Source organism: Paenibacillus sp. FSL R5-0914, from assembly GCF_038004525.1.
Taxonomy (GTDB): Bacteria; Bacillota; Bacilli; order Paenibacillales; family Paenibacillaceae; genus Paenibacillus_AQ.
In genome coordinates this window covers 233,408-256,913 of record NZ_JBBORH010000003.1, presented here as the reverse complement: position 1 = coordinate 256,913, position 23,506 = coordinate 233,408, and the positions used below count along the sequence as shown (strand labels likewise).

18 protein-coding genes are annotated in these 23,506 nt (G+C 40.4%); 3 read left to right on the top strand and 15 right to left on the bottom strand.

All coding sequences use genetic code 11. From position 1 onward, the window contains the following. Nucleotides 1–78: 78 nt before the first annotated feature. The 5 genes from MKX60_RS24445 to MKX60_RS24425 all read right to left on the bottom strand — a co-directional run bounded on the left by MKX60_RS24445 (nt 79) and on the right by MKX60_RS24425 (nt 7,097). Complete coding sequence (locus MKX60_RS24445) at nt 79–1,287, bottom strand: MFS transporter (protein WP_042185304.1); 1,209 nt, start codon at nt 1,285–1,287, stop codon at nt 79–81. Between the two features lie 188 nt (nt 1,288–1,475). After that, a complete protein-coding gene (locus MKX60_RS24440; RefSeq protein WP_341061252.1) occupies nt 1,476–3,026 on the bottom strand; it encodes a hydantoinase/oxoprolinase family protein in 1,551 nt (516 codons plus the stop codon). Further along, nucleotides 3,019–4,122 (bottom strand): DUF917 domain-containing protein, encoded by a 1,104-nt coding sequence (locus MKX60_RS24435; protein WP_339800909.1) that lies wholly within the window; start codon nt 4,120–4,122, stop codon nt 3,019–3,021. Before MKX60_RS24435 ends, MKX60_RS24440 begins: the two co-directional genes overlap by 8 nt. Next, nucleotides 4,119–5,387 carry a cytosine permease gene (locus tag MKX60_RS24430; protein ID WP_341061251.1) on the bottom strand — a complete coding sequence of 423 codons (1,269 nt, stop codon included), beginning with the start codon at nt 5,385–5,387 and terminating at the stop codon, nt 4,119–4,121. The genes MKX60_RS24435 and MKX60_RS24430 overlap by 4 nt, the downstream gene beginning before the upstream one ends. Before the next feature lie 123 nt (nt 5,388–5,510). Beyond that, entirely contained in the window at nt 5,511–7,097 is a 1,587-nt protein-coding gene (locus tag MKX60_RS24425; protein ID WP_341061250.1) for a PucR family transcriptional regulator, read from the bottom strand. A gap of 222 nt (nt 7,098–7,319) precedes the next feature. Here MKX60_RS24425 and MKX60_RS24420 point away from each other — a divergent pair, with 222 nt between their 5' ends. Continuing rightward, nucleotides 7,320–8,297 (top strand): tRNA dihydrouridine synthase, encoded by a 978-nt coding sequence (locus MKX60_RS24420; RefSeq protein WP_042185302.1) that lies wholly within the window; start codon nt 7,320–7,322, stop codon nt 8,295–8,297. A 151-nt stretch (nt 8,298–8,448) separates the two neighbouring features. Here the strand turns inward: MKX60_RS24420 and MKX60_RS24415 are convergent, their stop codons facing one another. The 5 genes from MKX60_RS24415 to MKX60_RS24395 all read right to left on the bottom strand — a co-directional run bounded on the left by MKX60_RS24415 (nt 8,449) and on the right by MKX60_RS24395 (nt 13,733). Continuing rightward, entirely contained in the window at nt 8,449–9,312 is an 864-nt protein-coding gene (locus MKX60_RS24415) for a DMT family transporter (RefSeq protein ID WP_340974358.1), read from the bottom strand. Between the two features lie 31 nt (nt 9,313–9,343). Then, the gene (locus MKX60_RS24410; protein ID WP_339269095.1) at nt 9,344–10,156 is read right to left on the bottom strand and encodes an MBL fold metallo-hydrolase; all 813 of its coding nucleotides are present in this window, start codon (nt 10,154–10,156) and stop codon (nt 9,344–9,346) included. A gap of 74 nt (nt 10,157–10,230) precedes the next feature. Beyond that, nucleotides 10,231–11,826: an extracellular solute-binding protein gene (locus tag MKX60_RS24405; RefSeq protein ID WP_341061248.1), complete on the bottom strand. Its 1,596-nt coding sequence runs from the start codon at nt 11,824–11,826 to the stop codon at nt 10,231–10,233. A 72-nt stretch (nt 11,827–11,898) separates the two neighbouring features. Then, the gene (locus MKX60_RS24400) at nt 11,899–12,753 is read right to left on the bottom strand and encodes a carbohydrate ABC transporter permease (protein WP_371915721.1); all 855 of its coding nucleotides are present in this window, start codon (nt 12,751–12,753) and stop codon (nt 11,899–11,901) included. Nucleotides 12,754–12,809: 56 nt separating this feature from the next. Next, complete coding sequence (locus tag MKX60_RS24395; RefSeq protein WP_081382824.1) at nt 12,810–13,733, bottom strand: ABC transporter permease; 924 nt, start codon at nt 13,731–13,733, stop codon at nt 12,810–12,812. Between the two features lie 249 nt (nt 13,734–13,982). On the opposite strand from MKX60_RS24395, the gene MKX60_RS24390 reads away from it, so the two are divergent. Next, nucleotides 13,983–16,259: an AraC family transcriptional regulator gene (locus MKX60_RS24390; RefSeq protein WP_341061247.1), complete on the top strand. Its 2,277-nt coding sequence runs from the start codon at nt 13,983–13,985 to the stop codon at nt 16,257–16,259. 44 nt (nt 16,260–16,303) lie between these two features. Further along, nucleotides 16,304–17,287, top strand: coding sequence for a tRNA dihydrouridine synthase (locus tag MKX60_RS24385; protein ID WP_076283935.1), 984 nt, complete (start codon nt 16,304–16,306; stop codon nt 17,285–17,287). Nucleotides 17,288–17,356: 69 nt separating this feature from the next. On the opposite strand, the gene MKX60_RS24380 is transcribed toward MKX60_RS24385, so the two are convergent. The 5 genes from MKX60_RS24380 to groL form a co-directional block, all read right to left on the bottom strand. Continuing rightward, nucleotides 17,357–18,742 carry a family 4 glycosyl hydrolase gene (locus MKX60_RS24380; protein ID WP_076283934.1) on the bottom strand — a complete coding sequence of 462 codons (1,386 nt, stop codon included), beginning with the start codon at nt 18,740–18,742 and terminating at the stop codon, nt 17,357–17,359. A gap of 5 nt (nt 18,743–18,747) precedes the next feature. Then, the gene (locus MKX60_RS24375; protein ID WP_076299169.1) at nt 18,748–19,659 is read right to left on the bottom strand and encodes an ROK family protein; all 912 of its coding nucleotides are present in this window, start codon (nt 19,657–19,659) and stop codon (nt 18,748–18,750) included. Nucleotides 19,660–19,673: 14 nt separating this feature from the next. Beyond that, the gene (locus MKX60_RS24370; RefSeq protein ID WP_076299168.1) at nt 19,674–20,396 is read right to left on the bottom strand and encodes a 6-phosphogluconolactonase; all 723 of its coding nucleotides are present in this window, start codon (nt 20,394–20,396) and stop codon (nt 19,674–19,676) included. 20 nt (nt 20,397–20,416) lie between these two features. Then, the gene (locus MKX60_RS24365; protein WP_076299167.1) at nt 20,417–21,547 is read right to left on the bottom strand and encodes an ROK family protein; all 1,131 of its coding nucleotides are present in this window, start codon (nt 21,545–21,547) and stop codon (nt 20,417–20,419) included. A 283-nt stretch (nt 21,548–21,830) separates the two neighbouring features. Next, nucleotides 21,831–23,459 carry a chaperonin GroEL gene (groL, locus tag MKX60_RS24360; RefSeq protein ID WP_042185277.1) on the bottom strand — a complete coding sequence of 543 codons (1,629 nt, stop codon included), beginning with the start codon at nt 23,457–23,459 and terminating at the stop codon, nt 21,831–21,833. Nucleotides 23,460–23,506: the final 47 nt, after the last annotated feature.

The following is a 23,506-nucleotide window of genomic DNA, read 5'->3' as shown; positions in this document are numbered from 1 at the left end:
TTGTGTTGTTTTACTAGATTACTAGTTGATATACGAAAAGGCCGCCGGATTATTTCCGACGACCTCTATAACTTCTCTTCAGGTTAAGTTATGATGCTGAGCAATAACCCCTTCTTGAGTTTGCTGATCCAACTTATAACATATCAAAGCAATCACACATGCTGATATCGCCAGGATGGAAGCAGCTATAGGAAGGGAGATTAATCCTCCATGCTGGGCAACCACTCCACCAATTGCGGATCCTCCTGCGATTCCCAGGTTAGACGCTACTGGATTCAACGATGCAGCTAGGTCCTTCGATCTTGGTGAATACTGCTTGGCCAAATCTATCAAATAGAGCTGGGCTGGTGCGCTAACAATACTCGACATTACGGCTAGCATCATTAGTACGATCATTCCTAGAATCGAGATCGATGCGGTCAAACTAAAGATGATATAGACCACAGCTTGGATAAGAAATACGAATCTAAGCTTACTTACCGCATTTCCGGTTGCAACCTTGCCTCCAATCCAGTTGCTGACAATCGTGGCAATCCCGTATACAAACAGTACGCCACTAACCGAGCTCTTAGGAATATTCATCACTTGCTCCAGCAATGGTGTAATGTACGTGTACATCACAAACACCGCTCCCACTGCCGTAACTGGAATGAGAAACGCGAGAATAATGCGTCCATTCGTGAGCAGTTCGATCTGATCCTTAAGTGAGCTAGGTACAGGCTTCGGTAGTTTGCGTGGAATATAGGCATAATTTAGCGCGATGGCAATTCCGGCTAATACCCCATTTAGTACAAATGCTGCAGGCCAGTTGAAATACTGCCCTACAAAAGTGCCGATCGGTACACCAAATACATTCGCAACAGCGAAACCGCTCAAAATTGTAGCGATCGCTTTGCCTCTTTTCTCCGGGTCCACCGCTTCATTCGCTACCGTAATGGCTACAGAAAGAACAAAACCACATAGTACAGCAGTAACTATTCTAGTCACTAGCAGCATACTGTAGGTTCCAGTTATAGCACTCCACAAATTCAGCAGCAGAATCAATACAAGCGATACAAGAATCGTAATCCGTTTCGGGATACGGCTGAACAAAGACATCATAATGGGTGTGCCAATGGCATAAGCGATCGCGAAACCAGATACCAAGCCCCCGGCTGTCGCTAACGTTACTCCGAGGCTCGAGGATATTTCCGAGAGTAAACCAACGATAATATACTCCGTCGTACCCAGAATAAACGCCATAAAAGTAAACGAGAAAATCAATGCGTTCTGTCGTGATGTTGTCATGGTGCTCTCCATCCTATTTGTCTCTATTTTTATAAGAACATACCTACTCATAATACTCATTTAGACTATATTGAGCAATCCTATTTTTCATAAAAAAAGAAGCTTCACACAAGTTCAAAGAACTCATGAGAAGCTTCTAGTTTTACATCATGGAATTATTTTGCTTCAAAGAGCTGTTCAAAAGGTCTCTAACTCATTTTACCTACAACCTTAACTCTTAATCGGGTTGCATTTTCCGGATGATAGGCAAGTGGCGTCTCTTCAACCTCAACCAATTTAATCGTAGTAGGATCGGCTCCTGCCATTACCGCTTGTTTCACCGCTTTTTTTTCAGCATCTATTAACGACTGTTCTCGCGGCTCTCGCGAATAAATATAAATTTGTTCATACTGTCCGCTAATTTGAGAAATTGATGCACCGATGGCATTGGCAACTCCACCGTTCTCTACTTTAATAATGCTGGCTACTCCGGGAATTCCATCTGGAATAATAACACTGCCCCCGCCTACGAGTACAATCTGTACATCTTCGGAAGAAGTTTTCATCTTATCAATCGCCTTGGCTATGATCGAAGAAATTACGGATAGGACTTGTTTGGAAAATTGTTCATCGATGTGACTTACTAAACTTTTATCTCCCACGTCAGCTAACCCAAGGCGAACCGCAATATCCGTCGTAGTCAAGGTGCTTCCACCAAATACGAGTGCTTCTTCTGTGATCTTATAGCCCACGCTATCCGGCCCAACTGTAATCTTGCCATTGTCTACGCGAACAATACTTCCGCCGCCAAGTCCTACAGAGATAATGTCTGGCATTCTAAAGTTCGTGCGAATATCTCCTACTTCCACTGCTACAGAAGACTCTCTTGGAAATCCATCCTGTAAGACACCGATATCCGATGTGGTGCCACCAACATCGAGTACCATCGTATTTTTAATGTTCGCTAAATAAGAAGCTCCCCGGATGCTATTTGTTGGTCCACAGGCAATCGTAAGGATCGGAAATTGCTTAGCATATTCAATCGACATAAGTGTACCGTCATTTTGGCATAAGTACACCTCAGCGCCTTGAATCCCTTCTGCTTCTAACGCATTTTCAAAACCTGTGCTAGTGGTCTCGATGACTTTGCATAAAGCCGCATTCAGTATGGTTGCATTCTCACGTTCAATCAGGCCAACAGACCCGATCAAGGAGGAGCAAGAAACCGGATAATTTGTCCCGTATGCTTCCCAGATTAAGTCTCGAACCTTGAGCTCCTGGTCATTTTTGATGGATGAGAACACACCAATGATCGCAATAGATTCTACTTTATTTCGCCATTCTACTAGAAGCTCTTTAATCTCCTCCTCATCAAGCTCACTGAGCAACTTACCATCATATTCATACCCACCATGAACTAATGCATAGTTTCCTGATAGTTTTTCCACCATGTCTCTAGGCCAAGCCGTATATGGCAGAACAGAAGCGGTAGCAGGGAATCCTAACCGAATCACACCAACTTTGGCTAATTTCTTCCGTTCCACAATGGCATTAGTACACTGCGTTGTCCCAAGCATTGCATGTGTGATTTTCGTTTTATCAATGCTCGCTTCCTTCAATACATTACGCAGTGACGTCTCAATCCCCGTTTTTATATCCAGTGTCGTTGGGGATTTAACGCTATGAATTAATCGGCTTTGCTCGTCCAAAATAATAGCATCGGTATTCGTGCCACCTACATCTATTCCAATTCTAAACATGTTTAGCCACCGCCTTACTCACCAATTCTTCAATAGGAGCATAATCGTAATCATACCCAAAGTATCTCGGTCCTACCGTTTCGATTCCTTTTTCCGTTCTCCATTTAGGATGTGCCGGTAAGCCAATGACGCGTACGCGTTTTCCATATTTCAAACTCTCTGTTGTAACAGGCAATAAAGTTTCATAATCGACTAAGCATATTAAATCCGGGGTCATGGCTACAACCTGGCCATTTTTCTTGGCAAGCAGATTCTCATTTTGAAAATATACCTTCATCTGTTCCTCTTTATTTCCTTCAATGCCCTCTAGGTTCATTTCCCCAAAATTGAAGCCGCCTTTGGTTTCCCGGATGACATCTGTTATTTTCCCTTGAAACAGCTCGTAACCGGATGTCAGGTTTAGAAGCTCTTCAAGCTTGTCTTTTGCATCTCTGTTGTTTGAAGAAATGATCTCTCCAATCTGCTCAGATAGCGTCACGATGTTATGGACACCGCTGTTCTTGATTTGAGCCCCAGTCGTTGGATACAGACTTACCAAAGCACTAGCTCCCATCTCCACAGTAGCTGTACGGGCTAACCGTTCGGTCCATTTATTATCGATCGTCTCAAAAATACCAATGTTCCCTTTTTCATCCGAAATTGCGAGCGGCGCAGCTGAAATGCCATCCAGGTTAAACGTCACCATCTGCAATTCAGGAAATGCCCTCCCCATCCCATCGCAATCAATAAGCGGTAAATTCAGCTGTGCTGCAACGACGATCGGAATCATCGAATTGACTCCGCCTGCTTCCATCGGAAACGTGCCTGTAATTTTTTCTCTGCCCAAATATTTGGCCAGCATCTGAAACACCTTAACAAACTCATCGCCTTTCGGAAATTTCTCCACTAATACAGAAGGCGCACCCATCATGGCGGAAGGAATGAAAAAATCTTCATCCTCGATTTCATCCACAGAGTAAAGTCTTACAGGTCCGTACTTTTCAATAGCCGAAAGAGCCATGAGTTTACCGATGTAAGGATCTCCTCCTCCACCTGTGCCTAAAAATGCAGCGCCTACGGCAATATGTTCAATCGATTGTTTATCTAAATATCTCATTTATTTCCCTCCAGTATGACAGTTTTTGAGGTAGCAAATCGGTAGCAGACAATGTATAAGACAAATGAAATGACGATACCGAGTAATGGCTGATTTGATAATTGAGGTAAGCTTGGGAAAAAGGACAGCACAACGGGCATACAAGCAATAATGGATCCGATCAGCCAAGAAAATACCCCTAGACGATTAACGCCCTCTGTTTCCTTCCAACGGTTCTTATCGCCTTTATTCATGATCCAATAGGATGCAATCATAACCCCTGCTACCGGCGGAACCATAGCTGACAAGATCGACATCACTGGCGTGAAGTAATTCAAGATACCGATCACGGCGAGTACAGTCCCGATGAGTCCAGCAATCCCTACTGCCCATTTCTCTTTTTCTTTGGAAATATGCAATACATTGGTAAGCGCAAATCCACCCGAGATTGCGTTGACCATATTCGTTTTCCAAGCAGCCAGAATCAAAACAGTACCCCCAATAAAAGGCGTTGTAATATTTATAAAGACGGCCGCAATATCGCTAGTCTGGTAAGCAATCGATAAAATAGCACCCACACTAATCATCAGTACGCCAGAAGGAACAATTCCGATTAACGCTGCTTTTAATACGTCAGAACGTTTTCTTGAGAACTGAGAGTAGTCGCCTGCAATGACAGCCCCTAAGGCAAATGAGCCTATTGTTACAGCTAAGCCATCCATGAAATTCATATGCTTCTCAGGCTGGTAGCTCCAAATGTTCTGCACGGAATCCATAGTGAACACTTGAACTAAACCATATATGCAAATCACGATTAATAAAGGTACTGCAATATAACTAAGTACTCTCAGCACTTTCATTCCGTACATTGCTGAGATCACCATAACCAAACCGCTAATTAAAGAAGCAAGGGGAACTGGGACTATCACTCCATACTCCGCCAGCAGGTTCGCCAGTGCCGCCCCGCATACATTAGCCTGAATCCCGAACCAACCGAGGCAAGCAATAGCGAGAATAATGGATAAAATCGTTCGCGAGCCTTTTTTGCCAAAGACTTGGGCTGCGACTTGAACGGTTGTTTTCCCAAGATCCGTACTCTGAATCCCCTGAAGTATCATAAGGACAACGATAATGGCGTACCCTAAAAAAGCGATCAATAATGTCATAGGTAAGCTCATACCAGATATCAACGTATTCCCAACCAGGAGGCCAGGTATACTGATCACCGCTCCGGCCCATACCATCCCCAGAGTGAACCAAGACTGAGGTGCTCCGTCCTTTCTCATGTTAGTTCTCCTCCTCGAAAAGTAATTTTTCTTATTATAGAAGGAACTATGAGATTACGTCTTTTTCTAAAATAAAAAAAAATCCGTGATTTTTGTCTTATTCGACAAAAACTACGGATTATACTAGCTATGTGTGAGTCGATAAATCATGCAAGCGATATACACATCGTAAGATTCGGAGTTGACGGTTACATCATAGCCAATTAATTCACTGATCTTTCTAATACGATATTTTACTGTATTTTTATGAACAAACAGCATTTTCCCACAGTTATCAAAATTCCCCTTTGCATCTAACAAGAAGGTTATGAGTGTTTTTATCGACTCTGGATCACCTAGAATGGGGTCAATCACAGACATCCATTCTTCAAGTATTTCTTCTCCCTGTTCACTTAACTCAATAGCTTGTTTCATAGAACGCATCTCGGCTGCTGTGTACAATTTACGATGCTCATACATCAGATGGACTTTCCGTCCCACACTGTTCACCAGCCGATACATGCGTCGTACATCTTGTGTATTTCTCATTCGGGGAGCATAGACCATTTCGGAAATAAGCGGGGCTGAATTCGTCGTGTCAATATACTCCCCTGCAATTTCATACTCATTGTACTTGTAAGAGCAATTTCCCATAAGGGCTATTATACAATGATCGATAGTTTGAATGACCGCCGTTTTATAATATTTGAACAAATGCTCTTCCAGCTCTTCACGAATTTGTTTCTCTTGCGATAAATCGTGAATATATACTAACCACATCATCTGAATGGAAGAGACATCAATGTGGAGAAAATGAGCCAGTCTTCGCATTTTTTCGCTTTCATCATTAATAATTGCTTTTACCAAGGCATATTCGCTAACCTCGTTATGCTTATCCCCCCACAAATTGATCGCTACTTGTACAACCTCGCTGATTTTATCGATGGTCTTCGCAGGTAATTTTGAGTTCTCTTTAATCAAAAATAAATGCAGCGCTTCTCCGTTTTTTTGATGAATACTCTTGTATTCCACATAGCAATTTGAAACAGGCTCTGCTTGTCCTTTCGTCATATTCATCAAATAGGGGGCGAAGGTCTCAATAATATACCCCACGTTTAACGATGAATTACGGGGCCACATTACTTGATTTACGATATCTAACTGGGTGTTCGTCAGGATGACGTTCGCTTTCAGCCGATCAGACAATATTTTCAGCGTAATTTCGACGCTCCGTGAGTGTTCTGGCAAAAGGGATACTTTCTCTAACGCTTCATTTACAAAATTATCATTGATCGTCTGATTGTTCAGAACAATCGCTTCCATCACTTCATAAATCACTTCGTTGTAACGAAGTGAAAAATCATTTTCCGGCATACAAATGATGATGAAATTTTTGGACTCTGCTAATTGCAGTACCTCGTCAGCTACTTCAGGAATGATAATTCCTACATAGTATAAGATCAATCCTACTTCTCCAAGCTCGTGCAAGTACTCAATCGTTTCACACTGTTTCTCTACACTGTCCTTAATGGAGTAAAAAGAGCTGATCACTATCTCTTCCGCATACCACTCTTCTTGAATGGAATGGACAATTCGAGAAGAATAATCCGCATTTGAAACCTCTAGTACGGATAAAGAAGAAATGGTGCGGTGTAGATTATTATTTCCAGTTAGCACCTTTGCTCCTCGAAAGGAAGGAAGTTGCAGCATATCTTTTACAGTTATCCCCATATCTTCACCACTTCTACTGTATTGTTATCTCATGTTGCCATTAATAAAGCTTTATACATCTTATTTTAGCACTTCAAGCTATAAGCTATGTATATTGATTTCGCTGTATGTATTCTCCTTTCTTCTGTGCAATAAACGAAAAAAAATGATAATATGTATGTTGGGTAAAAGGTCTTTGCTATAACTTATATGTTTTTATATATCGCAACAAGAGGAGATAATATGAGTAACGAACAAAACTTTTGGCTTGATTTACCGAAGCCGTTTTTTATATTAGCACCAATGGAAGATGTCACAGATGTTGTATTTCGTCACGTCATTAGTGAAGCTGCCAAACCCGACGTGTTTTTCACAGAATTCACTAATACAGAAAGCTATTGTCACCCTGTAGGAAAAGACAGTGTACGTGGTCGATTAACGTTCACAGAAGATGAGCAACCAATTGTCGCTCATATTTGGGGTGATAAACCTGTATTTTTTGAACAGATGAGTATTGATATGAAAAAACTTGGTTTTCGCGGTATCGATTTAAACATGGGATGCCCCGCACAAAACGTCGCGTCCAATGGAAAAGGTGCTGGATTAATACTACATCCTGAGGTTGCAGCAGAAATTATTCAAGCAACAAAAGCCGGTGGATTGCCGGTTAGTGTTAAAACAAGATTGGGTTACTCTGAGATTGATGAGTGGCGGGATTGGTTAACACATATATTGAAGCAAGATATTGCGAATCTTTCCATTCACCTTCGTACAAAAGAAGAAATGAGTAAAGTAGATGCACACTGGGAGTTAATCCCTGAAATAAAAAAATTACGCGATGAAATTGCTCCAAATACGTTATTAACTATAAATGGAGATATCCCGGACCGCGCAACAGGATTAAAGTTAGTTGAGCAATACGGCGTTGATGGTGTCATGATTGGCCGCGGCATCTTCACCAATCCATTTGCTTTTGAAAAAGAACCTAAAGAACATAGTCCAAAGGATTTTCTCAATTTACTTCTATTACAGTTGGATCTTCACGATAAATATTCAAATGAACTCGAGCCACGTTCATTTAAACCACTTCTTCGCTTTTTCAAAATCTATGTTCGTGGATTTAGAGGCGCAAGCGAATTAAGAAACCAATTAATGGATACAAGATCAACAGATGAAGTACGTCGTTTAGTAAAAACTGTTTTAGAACAAGAATTAGAATGAGGCATATTCACCTGTGAATTGCCCCGTCAATTAGACAGTATAAAACTATCTAATGCTTAACAGAATGAAAGGCCTCTCGTATTCCTACGAGAGGCCTTTCATTTTTACCCTATACGGTCAGAACGTAGTCCTCAATTCTAGTAAAATCAACTTATCCCCATATGGCAATGGAGATGATCCCACAGGTAATCACAGCCGACATGATAATTCTTCGCACTCCTTGCTTCTCTTTTAGTACAAGTATGCCAAGAATCGTACCTACAACCGTTCCAATTTCTCGTATTGGCGCAATTGAAGCTAGTGGAGCAAGCTTCATTGCCATCAGAAACATAAAATAAGAAGCTGGCGAGCAAATACAACCAATCAAGATCATTTTCCAGTTTTGTTGCCATTCCCTTATAATTTGTGCACGACCGGCTCTTATAACCATGAAGAAAGCGACGATTACATAATTAATATTGGATAATTCAAGCGTTGATAGTGGAGATAATTGCTGGACAATTAGTTTGTCCATTAATGTATAGCCCGCAACACACATCCCTACTACAATTGCATAAAGAATGGATATAGAATGAGTCGTTTTCCCTTGATTTGCATGACGATTAACGATTCCACTAATAATAAAGAGCCCTACTATGATACAACAAAAGCCTATCCAGCCTACTAGAGTTAAGGAATCCCCGAATAACACAACACTTAACAAGGTCACTAGCATGACACCAGTACCTCGCATGATTGGATAGGTCTGCGATAAATCACCATAGGAATACGATTTAGAGAGGAAAATGAAGTACGACCCTTGAAATAAAGCAGATATCGCCATATAGCCAAGTGTCTCCGCATGAAGCTCAACTTGAAGCAGCTCAATAATAAAATAAGGTAATAGAGCAAGTGTACCAACAATATGAATCGACCAGAGAAATACGTATTTATTCAGACTTCTCTTTGTAAATAGGTTCCATACCGCATGGGTAATACCTGAAAATAAAACTAAAAAGAATGCCATTGAAATCATAGAAATATCCTCATTTCACTTATGCGCTAACTCATATGTCCAGTTGCATCCCATCAAATGCTACTGTAATCCCATTCGGCTCAAAAATATGAACCAAATCTTCATGCAACAGATGAGCATTATGAGAGAAATGAGTGACTACGATTCGCCCTTCTGCTTTCATAACAAAATTCTCGATTAACCATTCCCGTGTTTTTAGAGTATCTTCAACATTCATGTGAACTTCACAATTTGGGGCATTCCCAGTCGTACATTCTAGAATAGCAAGATCCAGTTTTTTTCCTTTCAACCAGTCCCAAGTCTGTTTGGGAAACCAACCGCTGTCGTGACCATAGAAAATGGCTTTTTCATCCTTTTCTATGTAATACAATAAACAAGTTTCTTTAGAATCATGATTGGCAAGCAATGGCGTAATCGTAGCTGTTTGTGTTTGTACGGTTTCAAAGGGCTTCAAGTTGTGAAGTTGGAAGCGATGCCTTTCCGTGGCAAGCAATTGACTACAGTGCTTAATAGGCAAATCATGACCGTATAGATGAAGTTCTTCCTCTTCATTAAATTGAGCATAACCAAGCGCACGAATCAGTAAATCTTCAGGATACAAATGATCGGAATGTGAATGTGTAAACAATAAATCGCGAACCTTATCCATATCTACAGAATCACGAATGGAATGATGTAAGGTGTCCGCCGGAAAATCAATCTTAAGTATTTCATCAATCAAGACCGAAGTGCGTGTACGAATATTTTTTCCACCACGTACTTTGGCATGCTTGCAAGTCTCGCAATGACAGAATAACGAGGGAATCCCTTCAAATGCAGCCGTTCCATGAAAAAGAACCTTCATAAATATACCACCCTTGTAGTAGAGAACAACAGGAGGTTAATCCTGTTGTTCTCTCTAAGTAACTCTAGACTAGCTTACTGAATGTTATTATCATCCAAATACTGCAACCATTGCTTCGTGTATTCCGCTTGAATTTTATCGAGACCAGCTTTTTTCGCCTTTTCCATAAATAACTTCAAGCCGGCTTCAACATCCTTAACCATACCATCATTCAAAGGATATAAGTACTGCTTTTCAACTTGTAGAAGGGCCGCCTTCTCTGCTTGATAAGACGTCCAATCCTCTCCGAAACCTTGGAAAATATTCGGTTTTGCTATCTTATCCATTTCATCGAACATGTCTAACACAGCTTGATAGCTCTTATCAAACAACATGAACTCCGGATTTCTCCATGCCCATCCATTCATACCTTCTCTTGTGAATCCATTTGATTGGGCATCACCAAGCATTTTGTAATATTTTCCATCTTCAATTTCAAAATGCTTGCCTTCAATACCGTATTGCGTCAGCCAATTGTAGCGTTTATCCGTGACCAATTTCTCATAGAAAGCAAGAGCTCTCTCTGGGTTTTTGCTGCTGCGTGGAACTGCAAAGCCATTATGAATCGGGTGAACGGGTGAAGAGAATCCTTTCATGTTCGGATACGGGGAATAGCCTAGCTCCCAATCCGGATGCAGTGATTTCACTTTGACAACAGCATCACCAAAGCGGTTAGGATTCTCACTTCCCAAAATTGCTGCGGCTTTACCGGCAGCAAATATATCACTACCACTATCTTTAATGTTCAGCATATTCTTCATAAAGTACCCTTTTTCTTGCCAACTCCTGAACATTTTCAAATCTTCCAAATGCTGTTGAGAGCCCCAATAGCTGGTTACGTCTCTTGGAGTGTCATACATGATGCTAAGTCCATATGGAACTTTATCGTTGGTATTCACAGTTTTAGTAGTCATTTGACGGATGGAATCTACATGACTAACCTCAGTATCCGCCAGAGGTAGCATATCCGGTTCATTTTTGCGTATGCCATCCAAATACTGCTCTAGCGTTTCGAGTGATTCCGGCTTTGGCAAATTATACTTTTTACGCAAATCTTCCCGATAGGCAATACCATCATTTACATACTCCTTCCAGATAGCTGGAACGGTGTAAATTTTCTTGTCAACCTTGACTGCTTCCCAGAAATCCTGTGGTACATATGCTTGTAGCTTAGGTGCAGCCTTCGGTAGGAGATCATCTAGCGGAAGGAAAGCCCCTTTCACCGCATATGACTGGTAATTTGTCCATTCTGCCGTAAAGATCAGGTCAATCGGCTGTCCTGAGGACAACAGAAGCTTATACTTCGACTCCCAGTCTGTCCAGGTTGTGAAGTTGAATTTGACGGTTGCATTCAAATCTTCTAATGCCATTTTGTTAACTTCATCCTGAATGAGATTTAAATCCTTTGGGGCATCGCCCAGCATATAGAACTGAAGCTCTACTTTCTTGGATGTGTCGATTCCAGTCGCTTCTGATGCTTCTGGTGCTGGAGTACTGGTATTCGAATTCGTTGTTGATTCTGACGATGCCTCCTTAGTATTCGTGCTATTACTACTGCAGCCAGCAAACAAACTTGCAGTTAAGAATAAAGAAGTGCCGATCGTTAACAATTTCTTTTTTCCTTTTCTCATACTAACCCTCCCCTTAATTAAATGATCTATGTCAGCCGATCGCATACGAGTTCCCTTCGTTTGCTTTCGGTACTAACCCTTCACTGCACCAATCGTTAATCCCTTCACAAAATATCGCTGCACAAACGGATATAAGAAAATAATGGGTCCAGTAACGACGATCGCCATTGCCATCTTGGTCGACTCTGTCGGAATGTCTCGCCCTAGGGTTACACCGGTTCCAGTGGCCATTTGAGAAACGAACATCATGGTATTGATCGTGTTATACAAGTAGTATTGAAGCTGATACATGCTAACGTCATTAATGAACAAAGAAGACATGAACCAGTCGTTCCAGTACGTCAGAGCAAGGAACAGACCGACAGTCGCTATGCCAGGCATAGCAAGCTTCAGCACGATACTGTAGTAGATCCTAAAGTCGTTCGCGCCATCGATTTTGGCCGATTCGAATAATTCTTCCGGAATCGCAGATTTGATAAAGTTTTTCATTAAAATAATGAGAAAAGGTGTCATAAGACCAGGTAATATCAGTACGGCATAGGTGTCTGCCAGCCCAAAGTATGTAGTCAGCATGATGTACCAGGGCACAAGCCCCCCTCCAAACAGCGTTGTGAAATAAATGAAGAAGGACAAATGATTGCGATACTTGAAATCTTTCCTCTGCAGAACGTAACCCGCCATCGTAATAAGAAACAATCCCACCAACGTTCCAATCACAGTTACAAAAATCGTTACACCATAAGCCTTGATTAGCTGAGTTGGAAAGATAAATACCATTTCATAACCTTCCAGCGAGAACACTTTAGGAATCAAGTGAAAACCGTCGCGAATAATGGATTCATTGGCTGTCAATGAGCCTGAAATGATCAGAAGGAAAGGAAAGAGACAGAGCAAAGAAAAAATCATAATAATCAGGTAAGCCATCATGCGGAAAACTCTAGAACTTAGAATGTTGTCATCCAATGTAATCCCTCCTCCCTACTTTAGAACAATGCGTAGTCATCATTAATTTTCTTGATGATATAATTCACTGTCATAATCATTACAAATCCGAAGATAGACTGATACAAACCAGCAGCAGTTGCCATACCAATATCAAAATTAACTTTCAAAGATCGATAAACGTAAGTATCTACAATATCCGTAACGTTGAAGAGCACTCCGTTGTTCCCGACAAGCTGATAGAACAGATCGAATTGACCTTTCATAATGCTTCCGAGTGCAAATAAGAGCAGAATGATAAATGTTGACTTCAGCATAGGTATGGTAATATACCAGATTCGCTGAAAAATATTTGCACCATCAATTTTGGCAGCTTCGTAATACTCATCGCTAATTCCCATGATGGATGCAAGATAAATGACCATGGAATAACCCAGGTTCTTCCATAAATAAAATGCTGTAATCAGAAATGGCCAGAGCCATGGTGTATTGTATATGTCTACTGGATCCAATCCGAACGATTTGAGTAACTGATTAACAAAACCGGAATCAGCATTAAACATGTTAAACGCTAAAACACTAATCAGAACAAACGAAACGAAGTAGGGTAGAAACATAATGGATTGTGATAACTTTTTAAATAGCTTCCCTCGGACTTCACTTAATAGGATTGCTGCCCCTATAGATACCACGTTACCTAATATGATAAAAACCACGTTGTATCCAAGCGTATTGATTGTCAACTTCAACAGAATTCCAGATTGCGTTAAAAATTTAAAATTGTCTAATCCTACAAACGGACTTCCAAATAAACCACCTGCAAAATCATAACTTGTGAATGCATAATAGATGCCGACCATTGGAGCATAAGAATTTATTAAGAAAAAAAGCAGTGTCGGTGCTATCATCAAAAACATGATTTTATTCTTATTTAATTCATAAAAAAAACCTTTCTTCTTAAACATGACTGACCTCCTCCTGAATAGAATTGCTCGTGAATCTTACTTCCAAATCATAGAAGAAGCGGATTCGATAATATACTGTACAATGACACACATTGCTGTAATCTCGGTATTTGTGAAGTATGAAATTTCTGTACTTTTGTGAATATTCACTACATTTAACCTAATTTCGGCTGCTGGATTTATAAATTTGATTGAAAGCACCAGACTGATGATTTATACTCAGACCAGCGATGAAAGGGGTTTCAACAAATGATAAAACATTGGTCTAAAGAGCATAAAAAAGTTTACAGCCGAATACTCCTTGGCTCTATTGGATGTGTTGTTATTACCCTTTTGATAACTTCAACTATTCTTTATATGAACTTTACAAGCATCGCACTTAAACAAGTTTATCGTTCCGATTCAAATAGTCTAAATCAAATTAAAACGCAATTATCTACTATGACAGAGACTGTTACCTCACTGTCCTCCCAGATTTACTATGATTCTGCGGTATCTAAGTTGTTGTATTATGCGGACTTGAATATCTATGATGTCATTTTTGCACAGCAACAACTTGATAACTATCGCGCATCCTTACCATTCATTGAATCCATTTATGTATATAATGCGAAATCCAATCAGTTCTATATTAGTTCCAATAATTCACGAAGCGGAATTCAACCGAAGTCCGAACTGGATGATGATGGAATTCTAGACCTTTTTATGAAATTCAAAGAACATCGTCCCTTTCAACCGATTCCCAGAACCTATAACATTGGTTCGGTTCAGACCACTCCAGTATCAAGCTACACTTACTTATGTTATAGCGTCATTGATGATAATAAAGATTTAAATACAGCTGTTGTTGTCAATATCTCGGCATCATGGTTAGGCCTGCGAATGGATCAGTCGGAGAAAGAGATCTCGGAGAATAACACGTTTATCATTAATCAGGATGGAATATTATATTCCAGTAGTGATAAGCAAGAGATGCTAACTGATATATCTGATAAAACCTATATACAGAAAATTATTCAGGATACTTCAGAATCTACATATTTTGTAGACACTGTGGATGGAGTTAAATCTTTAATAACGTTTACTACACCCGATTCATTAGGCTGGAAATATGTTCGGATTACCCCTTATAGCAATATCACTCAAGAAATAAATGAAATGAGGTATCGAATATTATTTATCTGTATTGGCATTCTTCTCTTAGGATTGTTGATTTCGTTAACTTTATCCCATAGCGTATATCGCCCGATTGACAAAGTCATACGCAAGTTCAAAACCCTGGAAACAGAAAGACGTAACCATCAACATATTCTCAAGCAGGATTTCCTTAGAAATACGATTTTAGGTAGAGAAACGAATAATGCTGAGGTGTTACAACAGAAATTACATTACTTCAATTCAGAGCTTATGGTTAATAATAAATCACTGATTGTTTTGATAAGGATCGATCAATTCCCCACAGTCCTCGAGAAATACAAAGAAGATATAAAATTGCTCAAATATGCCATAATGAACATTTGTACAGAAATTTCCTCACCGATCTTTCAAGTCGAAGCCATTGATATGGGGGATGATAGTCTTTTACTTTTGCTAAACTTTCATGATCCGCTTTATATAACGGAACGGGATTCGCTGATTGAAATGGCAGAGCTTATGCAATTGTCAATCACCAAACATTTAAAATTATCCATCACGATTACCTTTAGTCCTGTGAAGGAATCCATTGAGCAATGCATCTTAGTCTACAAGCAAGTACTTGAGGCTTCTTACCATCGATTATTCAAAGGATACGGCAGCATCCTCTTTTCGGTTGACATTATGAACTTAAAAACCAAAGAATATATGTTTCCAGTTCACAAAGAAAAACAGTTCATTGAATCCTTGATGTCAGGAAATGCGGAAAAGGCACGGAGCATCTATATTGATATCGTAGGAGAAATATCAGAATATTCTTTTACCGTTGTTCAACTTGTCGTATCGCATTTAGCACTTACTGTTAATAACGTCTTGCGAACATTAAAAAAGAACAATGCGATTTTAACATTACCCGAATTCGATACAACGTTCTTACTACCAAATCATGTTGAAACCATGGAAGAAATCAACACTCCATATTTCAAGATATTTGAAGAAATAAGTGAAAAACTCGAAGAAAAAAGAAGTACAAAACAAGAAGATCTCATTAGAAAAGTACATCAAATTATTGAGCGAGATTATAGCAATTCCAACCTGTGCATAAATTCAATTGCAGACGAGCTCTCGATGTCTCCAATCTATTTGAGCCGGTTATATAAACAATTAACTACAAAAGCACTACCCGATATAATTAGTGAAATGCGGTTGAATAAAGCCAAAGAGCTACTAAAGACCTCTGAATGTACCATTGTTGATATCGCAGAAAAAACTGGATTTACTAGTAGTTCGTATTTTTATCGTTTATTTAAGAACAGTACTGGTATAACCCCGAGCGATTATAGAAAAAAAAGAGATCCTCTACAATTTTGTGCAGCAAGCGAAAAAAAATGATACTATGTATGATGGGCAAAATGTTGTAAAAGAAGGAGAACTTAATGAGTAACGAACAAAATTTTTGGCTTGATTTACCAAAGCCGTTTTTTATATTGGCACCTATGGAAGATGTCACAGATGTTGTATTTCGTCACGTGGTTAGTGCAGCTGCAAAACCAGATGTGTTTTTCACGGAATTCGCAAATACAGAATATTACTGTCACCCTAAAGTAAAAGTAAAAGAAAGTGTACTTAGTCGATTAAAGTTCACAGAAGATGAACAACCGATGGTCGCTCATATTTGGGGTAATAAACCGGAGTATTTTGAACAGATGTGCATGGATATGAAAAAGCTTGGTTTTCGTGGTATCGATATTAACATGGGATGCCCAGTAAAAAACGTCGCAACCAATGGAAAAGGTGCTGGATTAATTCGACATCCTAAAGTAGCGGCAGAAATTATCCAGGCAGCAAAAGTTGGTGGATTGCCGGTTAGTGTGAAAACAAGATTAGGTTACACTGAGATTGACGAGTGGCGCGATTGGTTAACACATATACTGAAACAAGATATTGCGAATCTTTCCATTCACCTTCGTACCAAAAAAGAAATGAGTAAAGTAGATGCACACTGGGAGCTTATCCCTGAAATCAAACAATTACGCGATGAAATTGCTCCAAATACGTTGTTAACGATTAACGGAGATATTCCTGACCGTGCAACAGGCTTAAAATTAGTCGAACAATACGGCGTGGATGGTGTCATGATTGGCCGAGGTATTTTCAAGAATCCATACGCTTTTGAACTAGAATCTAAAGAACATAGTGTGGAGGAACTTCTTCATTTACTACTTTTTCATTTAGATCTTCACGATAAATATTCAAAAGAACATGAACCACGTCTATTTAATCCACTTCGGAGCTTCTTCAAAATCTATATTCGTGGATTTGATGGTGCCGACGAACTAAAAAATCAATTGATGGAGACGAATTCAACCGATGAGGTGCGGCGATTGGTGCAACCATTTTTAGATAAAGAATTAGAGTAATTCGTAATAAAAATTAACGGCCTCAGTTCTGAATTTCATCAGACAGAGGCCTTTTTTATTAAAGATAACCTAATTCCACTCAAGCTTTGGCAGCAATTCTTTTTGCAGCTCACACATCTCATCGATCATCGCACAAGCTTGATAATAGGTTGGAGCTTGCGGATCAAGCAGAATCGCTTGCAGCAATTTTGTTCTCGACTCTTCAACAAACGCCTCAAGTAACAGCTTATGGATTGTACCTTGGATATGGATCGTTCCGATAATGGCAGTTGGCAGTTCAACCGTCATTGGCTTAAATTCGATACCATTTTTGTTAACGATCGCTTGTGTTTCAACGACCATATCCTCTGGAAGTCCTTTAATCGCACCATGGTTTGGCATATTAACAGCATTCAGCTCGATTTCATCGTCGAAGAAGATCGCTTCGATAATTGGCACTGCATATTCATTACTGATTTGAACCTTATCTTTATCAAATAGATAAGCCTGCTCAGACCACTGCTCTTGATTCAGCGTATTCTCAAATAAGCCTTTATCCAAAGTACTGCCACTTGCACAGTATACAAATTCAGGTGTTCTGGAGTCCTTCTTCCACAGCTGCTCACTCATTGGGTCGTAACGGAACTGCAAGGGTAGTCCAGCATAGAAATCTTCAGCCCATGAGATATACTCACCGCAATGGTTAGTACCTGGGTAAGGATAGTATCCGTACGTATGGTACAACGTTCTGGATAATCCAATATGATCGAAATGTGCCAAACGGTTAGCTAGCTTTTCTTTCTCGTGGAATAGAGGATATAAATCTTCTCCCGTGTTCTTGTTCCATATCTTCGTGAAGAAGCCAAAGTGGTTCAATCCGCCGCCTTCAATCGCAATATCTTTACTATCCATCTCCAGAAATTCAGCTAGCTGATGAATACCCATGTCTAAACCATGGCACAAGCCCACCACTTTGATTGAAGTTAATTTGGAAATGGCTTCCACTAGCTTTGCTTCCGGATTCGTATAGTTAATTAGCCAGGCATTTGAACAGACCTTTTCCATCGTCTTTGCAATTTCCAGCATTGGACCTAGATTTCTCAATGTATGGAACATAGATCCTGGACCGCCGTTCTCACCATATAGCTGTTTGCTACCATAACGCCGTGGAATGTGAAAGTCTTGTGACCAGTAGTGATATCTCTCTACCTCAATCGCAACGATAGAGAAATCAGCATCCTTTAAGGCATCTTCCAAATTCGTCGTTTGCCAAATCTTCGCAGGATGAGAAAATGCCGTAAACATTTCGGTTGCATACTTGTATGTTCTATTCACGTTTTCTTCTACAATGTCCATAAGCGCGATTTCGAGTTCTACTTGATTTCTCAAACGTTCTGATAACACGAGATCTTGAAGTGCTCCTAGTCCAAAGGAAACACTTCCTGCTCCGATTAACGCAACCTTCAACTTTTTCATGATCTTCAAGCTCCTTTTGTCTTTTTGTATATGTTATATCCAGCACCAATAATTCCAGCATCAGGGCCAAATTCAGTTAACACGATTTTAATGTTCTCTTTTAAATGTGGAAGGACTTTCTTTTTAGCGCTTTCTATCACTCTATCAATCAGCCACTGGTTGTGATGAATGACCGCTCCTCCGATAACAAAAATATTCGGATCAATTGTTTGCATCAAAGAAACAATTGCGTTGGAAAAGTACTCAACCCACCTGTCGATCACTTCAATCGCTTGCCGATCTCCCATATGATATCTTTCAAACAACAAACCCGACGTGGCATCAATGCCATATAAAAACTTACTTTCCGCTTCAAGAGCAATGCCGCTGCATAGGGATTCCAAAGTGCCGTTATACAACGTTGAGTGGTTTCTTTTGCTGTCGGAAATAATCATGCTTCCGATCTCGCCCGCATATCCATGAGCCCCTTGAATAATTTTCTTATCAAGTATGATACCGCATCCAATTCCTGAACTAACCGTTATATAAATGGATTGATTATACGGCTTGGCAGCTCCATGATCCGATTCAAGCACTGTGATCACGTTTACATCATTCTCAAAAAACACTTCATAATTCGGAAAGAACGCCCTGATAGTTTCGATACTAACATTCTCTAGGCAAGGGATATTGGTTATATCTCGAATAAACTGTGTTTGATCATTCCAAGGAATCGGCAATACAATACCTATCTTGCTTGCTAGCTGTTCATGATCGACTTTCGCTGTCATTTCCTTGACGGTTTTGAAAATTTCGTCAGCATTTTGGAAATCTCTTGTTAATGCCGACTCCTTCCGAACAAGTTCAAGGTGCTCATTCACTAATCCAACCCTTATATTTGTACCTCCAATATCAACACCAATAACGAAGTTACCCATATTACGCTCCTCAACTATGATGACTGATCCATATATTTGGCGGCTGCAGCATCTAAAAAGAAATCTATATGATCATAGCCGAGCAATTGCTGAGCAGGCAGCCGTGCGTCAGAGTTTGTGAAAATCTCCTTCACGATTTCAGCTTTGCGTTCTCCAGTTATGACGACAACCACTCTTTTACTACTTGCAATCTGTTCCAAACCTAATGTAATGCCTTGCTTTAATTCAGTCTGCTCATGAAAATATTTTTGAGCGACAGTCTTTGTTGTTTCCGACAGCTCCACAACACTGCTGTAATTTAATACTGGGCTACCCGGTTCATTTAATCCGATATGCCCATTCATACCTACGCCCATCAAGCTGAATGTAATTGGGTGTTGCTCGATAAAGTGATCAATTCGCAAGCATTCCTGCTTCATATCCGGCGATGTTCCATCAAAAAACACAATCTGTCTGCTATCCAGTGAAATCTGCGAGAACAGATCTTGATTCAACATCTGATAGCAGCTTCCTTCAGAGCTTTTGTCAATGCCAACCCACTCATCCAAGCTAACGATGTTAAGCCTCTTGATTTTCAATTGGAGGTCCGCATCATTGGAAAATTTCTGATAGCTTTTTTGTGGAGTACTCCCTGAAGCCAGGCAGAACACGGGATGCTGATCGGTAAATAAATGATCTTTCATCTCTCTGGCAATTTCGTTTGCTACTTCCTCTTCATTCTCAAAGATTTTGATCATGTTGTTCACTTCCTTCTTGTTTACTCCGAAATGACATTAATCATCTCTTGCTGGAGAATAAGTATAGCTGCTCCCATTGCTGTTGATTGATGTAACTTACTCACCGAAATTTGAGGAGTCCACTCCGTATATTGCTCGACATAGCTTTTCGTGCGGTCCAATATACGTTCCGGAAACAGCGCTACCGTTTTACCGCTAATAATGACCTGGTCGATATCCAAGATGCTGATCATATTGGTAATCGTTAATGCCAGATTCTTCGAAACATAATCAATGCAAGCTTCTACGTCATTCGTTGAATTCAAATCATATTTGCTTAACAAATACTTAATAGCTAATTTGCTTTCCAGCCAACCGACTGAAGATGGAGTCCTTTTATATTCTGAATCAAAGCACATATACTCCAGCTCACCCGCACTTGCATTAACGCCGCGGTGAAGCTCTTTGTTAATAATCAAGCCGCCCCCGACCCCATCACCTGCAGCAACATGAACGAGACTCGTCAGTGCTTGATCCGAGTTTTCAAGATTCCGAAATTCCGCCACAGTCGCTGCGTTCACATCATTCTCCAGAAGAATGGGCAAGTTCACTTCGCTCTTGAGAGTTTCAATAATCGTTTCATACTTAAAGTCGTTTTCTTTATTGTGATGCGTTCTCATCCGGATCGTTTTCTTTCTTGTATTGATCGCACCATCAACGCCAATACCAATCCCCAATACAACACTATCCGTTTCCTTCGCTTTACTCTTCAAATGTTCTACAATCTCTATAAATATCGAAGTGAACTGCTGGCTATAGAACGGAATATCTGTTTCAATCGAATACGAATCTATGACCTTGCCGTGCAGATTAATAAGTACCGCTGTAATCGTGTTGCCAATAATCTGTATCCCGATTGTCGTATAGCTGTTTTCATTAAATCTGTAAACCGTACGCTTTCTTCCCAAGCCGCCAGATCCTTCTCGACTTTCACCAGTGACGGTCAATAAACCAATCTGTTCAAAAAAGGTAACTATCTTGCTTACAGTAACAAAGCTCATTGCCGTTTTTTCTGTGATCTCGACTTTCGCCAGTTCAGGATATTGAAGCAAAATATCGAAGACTATTTTTCTATTCTCATCTTTAATATCATTGGGCAAAAATGATTTCATATGTCCTCCTCGTTATATTATTAATATTATTAATATAATTAATAAATGAAGTTAAATAATTAATCAAAAAAATCAGGTCAGCACTGACCTCTTGAATTTATTATATATTCACTGTAGTGAACGTCAAGTGTATTTATTTAACTTCCTTAAATTTATCTGTTCTCTATCTTATTATCACCAACTAGTCGTGCATTTGGTACGCCACAAAAAGAAGCCTCTCATAAGTTCAATGAACTCACGAGAGGCTTCTAATCCAACCTATTTCAAGGCTTTATCAGCCTTATTACATCATGCCGCCCATACCACCCATGCCGCCCATATCAGGCATACCTGGTTTTTCTGGTTCTGGCTTGTCAGCAATTACTGCTTCAGTAGTCAAGAACATAGCAGCTACGGATGCAGCATTTTGAAGCGCGGAACGAGTTACTTTAGCAGGGTCAACGATACCTGCTTCGAACATGTTCACCCACTCGCCAGTAGCAGCGTTGTAGCCGATGCCGATAGCTTCTTTTTTCAAGCGATCCACGATAACGGAACCTTCTTGACCAGCGTTAGCTGCAATGGTACGAACTGGTTCTTCGAGCGCGCGAAGCACGATGTTAACGCCTGTTTTCTCGTCGCCTGTTACATCTACAGCAGCAACAGCATTATATACGTTCACAAGAGCTGTACCACCACCAGAAACGATACCTTCTTCAACCGCAGCGCGAGTTGCGTTCAGGGCGTCTTCGATGCGAAGTTTACGCTCTTTCAATTCAGTTTCAGTTGCAGCGCCAACTTTGACAACGGCTACGCCGCCAGCCAATTTAGCCAAACGCTCTTGCAATTTTTCTTTGTCGAACTCGGAAGTTGTTTCTTCCAGTTGAGCACGAATTTGGCTTACACGAGCATTGATGTCCGCTTTGTCGCCGCTTCCGTCTACGATTGTTGTGTTTTCTTTAGTTACGCGTACTTGACGTGCGTTACCCAGTTGTTCAATGGAAGTGCTCTTCAGATCAAGACCGAGCTTCTCAGTGATCACTTGACCACCAGTCAGGGCAGCGATATCTTGCAGCATAGCTTCGCGACGGTCGCCAAAGCCAGGAGCTTTAACAGCGACAGCGTTGAATGTTCCACGCAGTTTGTTCACGATCAACATTGCTTGTGCTTCGCCTTCGATATCTTCAGCGATAATAACAAGCGGTCTAGCTTGTTGAACGATTTTTTCAAGCAATGGAAGGATTTCTTGAGTGCTGCTGATTTTTTTATCAGTGATCAAGATGTATGGGTTCTCCAGAACAGCTTCCATTTTGTCCGTATCAGTAATCATGTACGGGGAAATGTAACCGCGGTCGAACTGCATACCTTCTACGACTTCAAGTTCAGTAGCGAATCCACGGGATTCTTCAACAGTGATAACACCGTCTTTACCTACTTTTTCCATAGCTTCAGCAATCAATTGGCCCACTTCTTCGTCAGCAGCAGAGATAGCAGCTACTTGAGCGATAGCTTGGGAATCTTCGATTGGCTTAGCGATTTTTTGCAATTCTTCAACTGCTGCACGAACTGCTTTGTCGATCCCTTTGCGAATAACCATTGGGTTAGCGCCTGCAGTTACGTTCTTCAGACCTTCACGGATCATAGCTTGTGCCAGAACCGTTGCAGTTGTAGTACCGTCACCGGCTACATCGTTAGTCTTAGTAGCAACTTCTTTAACCAGTTGAGCACCCATGTTCTCGAATGCATCTTCAAGTTCGATTTCTTTAGCGATAGTTACACCATCGTTAGTGATAAGCGGGCTACCAAATTTCTTCTCAAGTACCACGTTGCGACCTTTTGGTCCAAGTGTAACTTTTACCGCATTTGCCAAAGCATCTACACCGCGCAACATAGAGCGGCGTGCTTCTTCACTAAATTTAATTTCTTTAGCCATTGTGTAATTACCTCCTAGAATTTTTTGTATATCACGTTACTTTAAGT